This is a genomic window from Zhouia amylolytica (assembly GCF_900116365.1).
GTDB classification, from domain to species: domain Bacteria; phylum Bacteroidota; class Bacteroidia; order Flavobacteriales; family Flavobacteriaceae; genus Zhouia; species Zhouia amylolytica.
The window spans coordinates 288,160-298,575 of the sequence record NZ_FPAG01000002.1 but is presented as its reverse complement, the minus strand read 5'-3'; the positions used below and the strand labels follow the sequence as shown (position 1 = coordinate 298,575).

7 protein-coding genes are annotated in these 10,416 nt (G+C 40.3%); all 7 read right to left on the bottom strand.

Features of this window, described 5'->3' with window-relative positions; all coding sequences use genetic code 11:
* Window positions 1-373: 373 nt before the first annotated feature.
* Complete coding sequence (locus BM361_RS03910) at window positions 374-955, bottom strand: TetR/AcrR family transcriptional regulator (RefSeq protein WP_074977044.1); 582 nt, start codon at window positions 953-955, stop codon at window positions 374-376.
* A gap of 73 nt (window positions 956-1,028) precedes the next feature.
* Window positions 1,029-1,784, bottom strand: a complete 756-nt coding sequence (locus BM361_RS03905; RefSeq protein WP_074977042.1) for an SDR family NAD(P)-dependent oxidoreductase — start codon at window positions 1,782-1,784, stop codon at window positions 1,029-1,031.
* Window positions 1,785-2,017: 233 nt separating this feature from the next.
* Complete coding sequence (locus BM361_RS03900) at window positions 2,018-3,625, bottom strand: alpha-L-fucosidase (protein ID WP_175496544.1); 1,608 nt, start codon at window positions 3,623-3,625, stop codon at window positions 2,018-2,020.
* A 289-nt stretch (window positions 3,626-3,914) separates the two neighbouring features.
* Complete coding sequence (bglX, locus tag BM361_RS03895; RefSeq protein WP_074977038.1) at window positions 3,915-6,224, bottom strand: beta-glucosidase BglX; 2,310 nt, start codon at window positions 6,222-6,224, stop codon at window positions 3,915-3,917.
* 1 nt (window position 6,225) lies between these two features.
* Window positions 6,226-7,350, bottom strand: coding sequence for a glycoside hydrolase family 16 protein (locus tag BM361_RS03890; protein ID WP_139226600.1), 1,125 nt, complete (start codon window positions 7,348-7,350; stop codon window positions 6,226-6,228).
* 59 nt (window positions 7,351-7,409) lie between these two features.
* Window positions 7,410-8,297, bottom strand: a complete 888-nt coding sequence (locus BM361_RS03885) for a hypothetical protein (RefSeq protein WP_038264539.1) — start codon at window positions 8,295-8,297, stop codon at window positions 7,410-7,412.
* A 19-nt stretch (window positions 8,298-8,316) separates the two neighbouring features.
* The gene (locus BM361_RS03880) at window positions 8,317-10,407 is read right to left on the bottom strand and encodes a PKD domain-containing protein (RefSeq protein ID WP_074977036.1); all 2,091 of its coding nucleotides are present in this window, start codon (window positions 10,405-10,407) and stop codon (window positions 8,317-8,319) included.
* Window positions 10,408-10,416 lie beyond the last annotated feature (9 nt).

Below are 10,416 nucleotides of genomic sequence, written 5' to 3'. Positions count from 1 at the left end.
ATGCGAAGCAGGGACGATTTTTTACTCGCCATCGCGCCAGCTGGCCCCATCGCTAAAAAGGTCCACTAGACCTTTTTTCAACGCTCGGTCCCCCCACCTGGGATCATGCCTAACCATTGTGTTTATATAAAAACTGTGATTGATGTTTGAAAGAATAACCAATTAAGCATAGCATCAAGAGGTTCCGCAATGAATGCGCCATGACATTGGGAGTGATGAGTGGAGTATGGATTCCGCAATAAATGCGGAATGACACTGGGTGCCGAATGACATTGGGCGAAATGAATAAGGCTACAGAGGCTACAAAGACTCCAAGGGCTACAAACCTCCTCTCCAAGCTTGCTTATGAGTTAGGTAATAAAAAAGATATTTTTTAATTCAATACAGATAACGCTATGTCAACTGTTTTTGAGATTTTGACCTTATCAGGAGCTACCTTTCCAATTACTCTTATTCCGCTGTATAAAGTGTATAAAAAGGAGGCGATTGACTTTAAATCTTTACCACGCCCAAACTGCTGTTCTTCTTCACCTAGCTGAAGATAATTAAAAAACAGATTTTCAAGGGTGATTTTATTTTCGGATAAAATATGAAGTATTTCAGTATCACCAGGAATAAGCTCAGTGGTGGTATTGACTACAAAACATCCTTTCCGGGCGGGATCGTTCACAGATTCATCAACAGCAATATTAAAAAGCGTTTTAAATCCCTTTTTAACGTCAGGATGGGCTTTAAAAAAGGCCTTCAACCCGGAAATATTCTTATTTCGATAATAAGCAAACGATTTTAAAAACAGCTCCTTTTTACCTCCATAGGTATCGTAAAGACTTGCGCGGTTAATTCCCAGGTGATTCACCAAATCCTGAATGGATGTAGCTGCATACCCCTTTTCCCAAAAGAGGTTCATGGCATTTTCCAGGACTTCCTGCTCATTAAATGTTTTAACTCTGGGCATAAAAATGGGAGTATTTAGATACTCCCACAAAGATACTATATCAGAACATACGTTCCAAAATTGGTTAAAAAAATTAGCTTAAAATTGGATTCACATTAATCCCCCCATCAATATTATACTCTCCTCCGGTAATAAATGAAGCCTCATCAGATGCCAGGAAAGCAACCAGATTAGCTACATCTTCAGGTGCGCCAAAGCGCTTTAAAGGAATACGATTTTGTATGGCATTGGCAAATCCGTTTAATTGCTCTTCTGCCATCCCTGTTTTTTGAAAAATTGGTGTAGATACTGGCCCTGGATTAACAGCATTGACACGAATTTTTCTTACTGCTAATTCGGATGCAGCCGTTCTCGTATATGAATTCAAAGCAGCCTTGGAAGCCGCATAAATAGCTGTGTTTGGCATCCCTGTATAGGCATTTATAGACGAAAGATTAATTATGCTGGCTCCATCGTTAAGGATTGGCAGAAATTTTTCAATAGTAAACACCGCCCCCTTAAAGTTGATATCCATTTGATGATCAAATTGACCTTCTGTAATCTGACCTATCCCTGCTGGTTGAAAAATACCGGCATTCACAAATAAAATATCTACTTTACCATAGTTGGCCTCTACACTTACTACCAGAGCATCAATTGCGGATAAATCGCTGACATCGGCGACGAATCCCTCAACACCCAATTCTGTGGCTGCAGCTTTTACACGCTCGGGAGACCTGCCTGTAATAATAACTTTGGCCCCCTGTTCTTTTAACTTAAGAGCGGATGCATATCCGATACCGCTATTACCTCCCGTAACAACCGCTACTTTCTCATTTAATGTACTCATAGTCTTTAATTTTTGATTATTATTTTATATTAGAACGATCATTCTGGAAACAAATATAGCAATATCAGAATGATTGTTCCAAATAAAAACAAACATTTAAATAATGAACAATGCTAATTGATTCTTTTAAAGACTAGAAAAAATCTGGGACATCTTACTTAAATAAAGTTACCTCCATCCGAATATGGTTGCAGACTACAGAAGCTTTTTACCTCTGACTATTACCCGTTAAATTAAAGTACTCCTTCCAATTTAAACACTGCGGCATACCTATTTGGTCGATCTTCGGGCACGTTAAGTTTCAGCCCCTTATTCAATTGTTTATATGTAACAGGCTTCTCCTTGCCTATTAAACTAATGGCTGTAATCTTTCCAGGTTTTTGCTTCGATCCCAAACCTAATGACGGAATATCGATAATACCTGCCTGTGGATTTAAAACGATCATATAAAGGGTGTTTCCTTTAGTTACAAAGCGAACTTCATCAGGACCATATTCCGGACTATTCATGGTTCTTTCATTAAAATGGGCCGCCTTTTTTTGGTCTTTTAATGCCTGTAGATCGGTCTCTGTGGTTCCGTCTTCCGTTCGTTTTAAATAAGAATTAAGGTTATCGCCATAGATCAACCAAGGCTTCGTTTCATAGATCGCTTCGCTATTAAGGTTCACCCACTCCCCAATTTCATCAAGCATCTGCTTTTGCTTTGGAGGTATGGTTCCATCCGGTAACAGTTCTACATTTAAAAGCAGGTTTCCGTTTTTACTCATGTAATCTGAAAGTAACTCTATAACGGTACGGGTATTATGTGTGTAAGCTAAACGCTCCTTATCCTCTTTATAAAACCAAGTGCGAAACGTTGTAATCCCCTGCCATGGGTATGGCAGAATTTCATGTGCACCTCCTCGTTCGATGTCTTTAACCGTCGAAGGTTCTCCAGTATACTTACCAACCACCACTGCATCTATCTTGCCATTACCCGTTTTCATCTTATGGTTAAAAAAAGTTTGACAGACTTGTTTACCATAATCACCATAAGGGAAACCGTAACCATCAAACCAAAGCATATCAATGTCATACTTAGTTACTAGCTCTTCATGTCTTCTTGTCCAGTTTTCTTTAACACTCTTAATGTATTCAGGAGTACGCTGTTCTGGTGGCAATCCGTACAAATCTGCCGGATCGAGTCCTTCCCACCATGTACCTTTACCATCTTCACGGGTCATATAGCCATCGTAACGTTTACCTTTGTATACCCCTGAGGTATCCGACCCAAAAGCAGGTAACCACCACGACAAAAAGCGATCATCATGAGAGCTTACACCATATGGAATGTCATATTTTTTACATGAAACTTCAAACTCCTTGATTATATCTCGCTTAGGACCTATTTCAACTGAATTCCATGGATGATGGCTCGAATCAAAATTATCAAAATGATCATGGTGATTGGCCAATGCGACAAAATACTTAGCTCCAATACTTTTAAAATACTTCACCAAATTATCTGTATCAAGATTTTTTGCCTTCCATTCATTGAGAACATCTTTATAACCTTTCTCAGAGGGATGACCATATGTTTTAAGATGGTATTCATACGCAGCCGAACCCCATTTTTCATTCCCCACATCCTGCATGTACATATGCCTGGCATACCATCCACCTCCTTCTTTAGGTTCCGTTTGTGCTCCCCAATGCACCCAAATTCCAAACCTGGCACCCGTATACCATTCAGGAAATTCATACCCCTCCCTGATGTCTTCCCATGAAACTTCTTCAGTCTGAGCGTAAGCTCCCAGACCTAGAATAAAAATGAATATACTGCAGAATCTTAATTTTTTCATTACCTCCATTTTTTAATTAAATGCACCTAACCTAATAATTTTACATCGCTACATTAGGCCTTATGCCCAAAAATATAAAATTAATTAACACAGATCATTACTATTCATTATCTTATTACCTATTTAATTTGAAAATCGACAAAAAAAGTCATCCAATTAAATTACCCTTATACATTTCTATATCCTGCTAGAAATCGTGGAGTATTTAAGTTTTTTAGTATGAAAAAAGGCATAACTCCAAATAAGGGTTATGCCTTTCAGCTAACTCAAAAACCTTCCAACGCCACGCCTACTCATCAAGCGCCTCTATCGTAAAGGTTTCCTCTAAAACTGTATCAGAGCTTCCTCCGACAAAAACTGTGAAATCGCCAGGCTCGAGAATGAAGGAACCGTCGTTTAAATAATATCCCAATTCATTTTTAGTAAGATTGAATTGTAACTGTCGTTCCTCTCCCGGAGCCAAGGACACTAATTCAAAAGCTTTCAATTCTTTAACAGGCCGCGTAACCGTAGCGAAATGATCACGTATATACACCTGAACTACCTCTTTTCCAGCTACTTCACCATTATTCTTAACTGTTAAAGTTAACTGTACTCCATCTGTATGCTTATTTACTTTTAGAGTGTCATATGTAAACTCGGTATAACTTAAACCATGTCCGAACGGATACAATGGCGTATTCTCTTCATCTATATAATGTGACCAGAACACGACTCCTTCTCCCGGTAATGTTGGCCTTCCTGTATTCTTATAATTGTAATAAAGCGGCATCTGTCCGACACTTCTTGGGAAACTTACCGGGAGTTTACCACTTGGATTATAATCTCCATAAAGTACCTGCGCAATGGCATGACCACTTTGGGTACCTAGCTGCCAGGCTTCAACTATCGCAGGTATATGTTGATCGGCCCATTCGATAGCCAGGGGTCTTCCGTTATGTAAAACCAATACAATGTTCTTATTTACCTTATAAACCTCCTCTAATAGTTCCTGCTGTAAACCTGGAAGTCCGAGCTCGGCCCGACTTCTTCCTTCTCCACTCTGAAATCCATCTTCTCCAAGGGCCATAACCACTACATCTGCTTCTTTAGCTACTTTTACAGCTTCATCAAAACCACTCCTGTCTTTGGAATTAACTTTGACTTCCATAGGGAATGAATTAGAACCATTTGAAAGCTTAACACCTTCGGATACCCTTAAAGTATTGTCTTCATAAGAAGCCATGCCCTCGGCTAAAGAAATTGCTGTTCCGTCTTCTGCTGCAAGACGCCAACTCCCCAGCGGACTTGTCTTATCTGATACAAAAGGGCCTATTAAGGCAACTTTTTGTCCTTTTCTTTTTAGCGGCAACAGGTTGTTTTTATTCTTTAGTAATACGATTGACTTTCTGGCCATATCAAGAGCTGCATCATTGATCTCCTTACTTCCAACAATAGCATCCTCTCGTTCTTCATTTAAATATTTATAAGGATCTTCGAACAACCCTAATTCAAATTTCACCCTGAGAATTCGACGAACCGAATCGTCCAGATCCGATTCCTGTACTTTGCCTTGCTTTACCAGGTCAACAAGTTCATTGACATAGGCATACGACTCCATATCCATATCCGAACCAGCATTTGCAGCCAGCTCAGCGGCATGCTTTCTGTCTCTCGCATAGCCATGAGCCTGCATTTCAATCATAGAACCCCAATCTGACACCACAAATCCATCGAAGTTCCATTGATCTTTAAGAAGTTCTCTTTGCAAAAATCGATCTGCCGTAGCCGGGATGCCATTTAATTCATTAAAAGCGTTCATAAAAGTACGAACCCCTGCTTCTTTCGCTGCTTTAAACGGAGGAAGAATGGTATTGTACAAAGTTGATGTACCCACATCAACCGTATTATAATCGCGTCCACCTTCAGCAAAGCCATAACCTGCGAAATGTTTTGCGCATGCCGCTACGGTATATGGGCTTGCCAGGTCACTTCCCTGGAATCCCTCTACTCTTGCCACCGCAATTTTACTTCCTAAATAAGGGTCTTCTCCGGCACCTTCCATTACTCTTCCCCAGCGAGCATCCCTTGAGATATCAACCATGGGAGCAAAAGTCCAGTTTATTCCCGATGCTGCGGCTTCTTTTGCTGCCATCGCAGCCGAGTTCTTAATAGCCTCCAAATCCCAACTTGCCGACTCAGCTAACGGGATCGGGCTTATGGTTCTAAAACCATGAATAACATCAAAACCTATAATTAAGGGAATCCCCAGACGGGTCTCCTCTACTGCTATTTTTTGAACCGAACGAACTTCTTCGACCCCGGTGACATTCAGCATAGAACCTACAAGACCACTTTTTAAATGATCGTATTTTTTGGCTGCATCTCCCTCCTTGGGTGCTGGCCCCGTTAAATCCCAAAAACCATTATACTGATTCATCTGACCCACCTTTTCTTCCAGCGTCATCAGTGAAAGCAGGGAATCTATTTTTCGTTCCACCTCCTGATTAAGATGGGTACTTTTACTTGCCTTTTGATCCATTCCCCCCTCTGATTTAGAGCTGCAGGATCCCGCTGTTACCAATACAAGTAACAGTAAACTGTTCTTTAAAATGTTCATTTTATTGATAGAGTTTTACATAATCAACCACCATCTCAGCTTCATTAAAAGAAGAAGGTATTTCACCTCCTAGCGTACCCCCCATGGCAATATTTAGAATTATGAACTGATTTTTATTAAAAGGCCATGAAGCCTCAGTTTTCGTAGATGGCTGATAGGTATAAAACAATTTATTATCTACATAAAAATCGATTTTCTCCTCCGTCCATTCTATAGCGTACAAATGAAATTCACCCGAAACATTATCCACCTTAACTTCACCCTTGTTATTGGTATTCCCATAACTACTCTCGGTGTGTAGTGCACAAGAAACCTGTCCTGGATAATTCCCCCTGTGTTCCATGATATCAATTTCTCCACATTGAGGCCATCCTACACTGCTAATATTTTCACCCAACATCCATAAGGCCGGCCAGGTGCCTCCACCATTAGGTAGTTTGGCTAAAATTTCAAGCTTTCCATAAGTAAAACTGAATTTCCCCTGAGTTTTAATGCGAGCCGAGGTATAGCTTTTTCCTTCATATGTTTCTTTTTTAGCCGTAATTTTCAAAAATCCGTCTTCAACTTTTACATTGTCACTACGATCTGTATAATACTGCTGCTCTCCATTTCCCCAACCACATAAGGAAGGACAACCATCTCCAAGGTCATAGTTCCATTTTGAAGCATCCAGCCTTCCACTACCACCATCAAAATCATCAGACCAAACCAATTCAGAAAATCCATTTTCATTAACATGAATGGTTACCGTCTCTTGTTGCTTAGCTGCATGGTTTGTTTCCGAATAAGCAATTACTTCAACCTTATATTCATCAAGGCCTTCTTTTTTAAATTGATATTCAAAATATCCCTCTGTATTGGTTTCAATAGTGGTATTATTATAGGTCAATTCATATTTAATCGCATTGTCTGCGCTTACGTTAAAAATAGCCACTCCAGTTCCATCACCATAAGGGTGATAATCATCCTGCCCCGCTAAACTAATATCCACTTTTAGATTGGTCGGATATACAACCTCCTCCTCCGTTGGTGAACCCTGTTCTTTACTGCAGGCAATTGCCGTACCTAAAAACAACATCCATATCGTAATGTTAGATATTACCGTTCTTATTTTATTGTTTTCCATATTAAATGAGATCGTAAAGCAAAAGGGGTAACCCCTTTTGCTTTAATGATTTAAGTATATTAATCTTCAGCAATCAGTATAAAGAACCAGGCGTTTCCATCATTACCTATGGTCTTCACTAACATCTCATTTTCAGAACGCGAAATGATCTGGTAATTATGAGAACCTCCAACATAGAATCCGAAGAATGCAGTTCCAGTTAAAGAAATAGTCTCTTGTCCACCGGGTGCGGATAGCGACCATGATTCGGTGTAATCCTCCAACGGATAATTCTCAAACTCATTATTGCTATTGGCCGTCTGACCTTTGTCGCCTCCAAAATCTTCTGTTAATGGCGCCGCCTGACCAAATACGGTCCCTTGTGTTAAATGTTGGAAATCACCTTCCTGGGTAAACACATACCGGTCGTCGTACATTCCTGTTACACTCTTTTCATCCGGGGATGCAGCATACCATATTGGAGAAGTTTCTTCTGCCGGTCCTACTCCAAAATGTCCGGCTGCTTCATTTTTAATTCTCCAGGTACGTGAACCATCACCATAAAGCATATCAAGAAGATCTTGTGGTGGAGCATATAGTGCTAACACCTCCACTTCTACCGCCTGACTGGTGGCAACACCACCTGTGCCAATGGCTATAACCGTTACCGTATAAACGTGCGTACCTGTTTTACTAAAATTATAAGTATACTCACCAGAGGTAGCAACCGCTTCTGAACCCTCAAAAGCGAACTTATAAGACAACGCATTATCAGCATTCACTGAAAAATTCACAACGCCACTCCCATCTCCGTAAGGATTTTCACTATCTGCCCCTACAATATCTATTTCAATATTCAGGTTTGATGGAGAAACAATATCTCCAAATTCATAATTGTCCTCATCACAACTACTAAAGGATAGTAGTGTCAATAACAAAAGACTTGATATATATGCTATTCTTTTCATATTCTGATTATTATAAATATTATTTAACGAGCTTGTAAGTCCAGAATACACCGGTACCAGCCTCAATGGTAACAATCATGGTATTACTATCTGTCATATTCACATCATAGGTGATCGATGCAGGGACGGCTACATTTGGTAATTCCCCATCGTTATTCACTTTTGGAAGTCCTAAATAGGCTCCGGTACCATTGAGAGTGATGGTTCCATTGGTTTCATCGTACCCATAAGTATAAGTTACTGATCCATCATGAGGAGCTACCGGAGTGCCGCATTGTTCACTTGCCACGCCTTGCCAGGTTTCTAACCATGTTTCAGTTCCCTGCACATTCTTAAATGATCCGTCTGAACCAAATTCATAAGAATCATCAAAATAACAAGCTCTGTCTATAACTGTTTGGGCATCACTAGACCACCATTCTCCACTTCCGGGGCTCGGTCCTACCATCAAGGCTCCTGCCTCAGGAGCTAACTGCCAGGTTCCTGCAACCGGAGGAATATACCTGATAAGTTTAAACGTCCAGAATACGCCGGATCCTGATTCAATTCCAATGGTCATTGTATTATTATCATCAGATAAACTGACGTCATAGGTAATTGATGTTGGTACAGAAACATTTGGTAATTCTCCTTCGTTATTCACCTTTGGAAGTCCGATATACGCTCCTGAACCATCAAGGGTTAATGTACCCATATTGGCATCGTACACAAAAGTAGCATCTCCTGATCCATCATGTGGTGCTACAGGAGTTCCACACTGCTCTGCAGCAACTCCCTGCCAGGTTTCCAACCAGGTCTCTTCCCCTAAAACATTTGCGAAGGAACCATCTAATGAGAATACATAGGTATCATCGAAATAGCATGCTCTGTCAGTAACTGTTTGAGCGTCATTTGACCACCATTCACCACTACCAGGGCTCGGTCCAACCTTTAAGGCTCCGGCTTCCGGTGCTATTTGCCAGATTCCCTCTAAACCTGAAGCAGGTTCCGGAGATTTCCAGAAATAGATATTATCTATAAATACAGTTCCTGCAGCCCATGGTTCTCCCTCAAACTTCATTTGGAAAATTTCAGTAACCGTTAAGCCCTGATCAATATAGTCTGAAATCGGAATATCAATACTTGTCCATTCATTAGGTGTTAAGTTACTGGTTACCGGAGCTTCCGTAACAACCCCTGAGGCATTATTAATGATTGAAGTCTTAATACTATTAACATCTTCTGCAGTCCACACATCGAGGTGTAAATACTCCATATTAGATACGTCAATTGAATTTTCCAATTGAATTCCCTGATAGCTTAAATTGACGTATTGTAACATCTGGTCTCCATTTAGTTCAAACATTGCCCAGCTACTTCCTTGTCCGCCTTGTCCCCAATCAGGGAAATAATCAGTTCCGGGAACATCTTCATAAGCAGCACTAAAAATAGAGATTACATCACCTCCGAACCTTGCAGGAGGCATTGGTGCTGAAGCTAATGGTTGTAGAATTGCTGTAACTTCAAATTCTTCAGTGTACTCTGTCGTAGCAATCGCAGCACCTTTTACTACTACCCGAACGGTATAGGTGCCAGGCTCCTGATAAACATAGGACGCCGTTTCTCCAATATTTGCCATAACAGGTTCATCATTTCCGGCCTCTCCAAAATAAACATCGAAAGAAACCGCAAAATCTGCATTGACCGTTACATTAACTTGTTTTGAAATCGCTTCATCATTGGTGATTGCAACTTCAAGGTTTTCTGGCGCTTTAAAAGAAACTATCAATGGTAACTCCTCTATCGTTTCCAATCCCGTAAGACTGTATGCCATTACATTAACACTGTATTCTCCTTCGGGATATACGTGAGTAATATTTTCACCAGCCTTCAACACCTCACTAACAGTTTCACCATCTCCAAAATCAACCTTAAAAGAAGTTGCTCCATCAGCCGATGGCGTTATGGTTACGGTTCCGGTATTATCTTGAGTTACACTAAAAAGTGCTTTAACATTGGTAGGAGCTACATCCGACTTTAAGGCGTCGAGATTTCCATATTCGTCGTCATTACAAGCAAAAAATAATCCTGCCGTAATGAAAAGTATTATGATGTTTTTAAATGTTTTCATCTTTTTAAA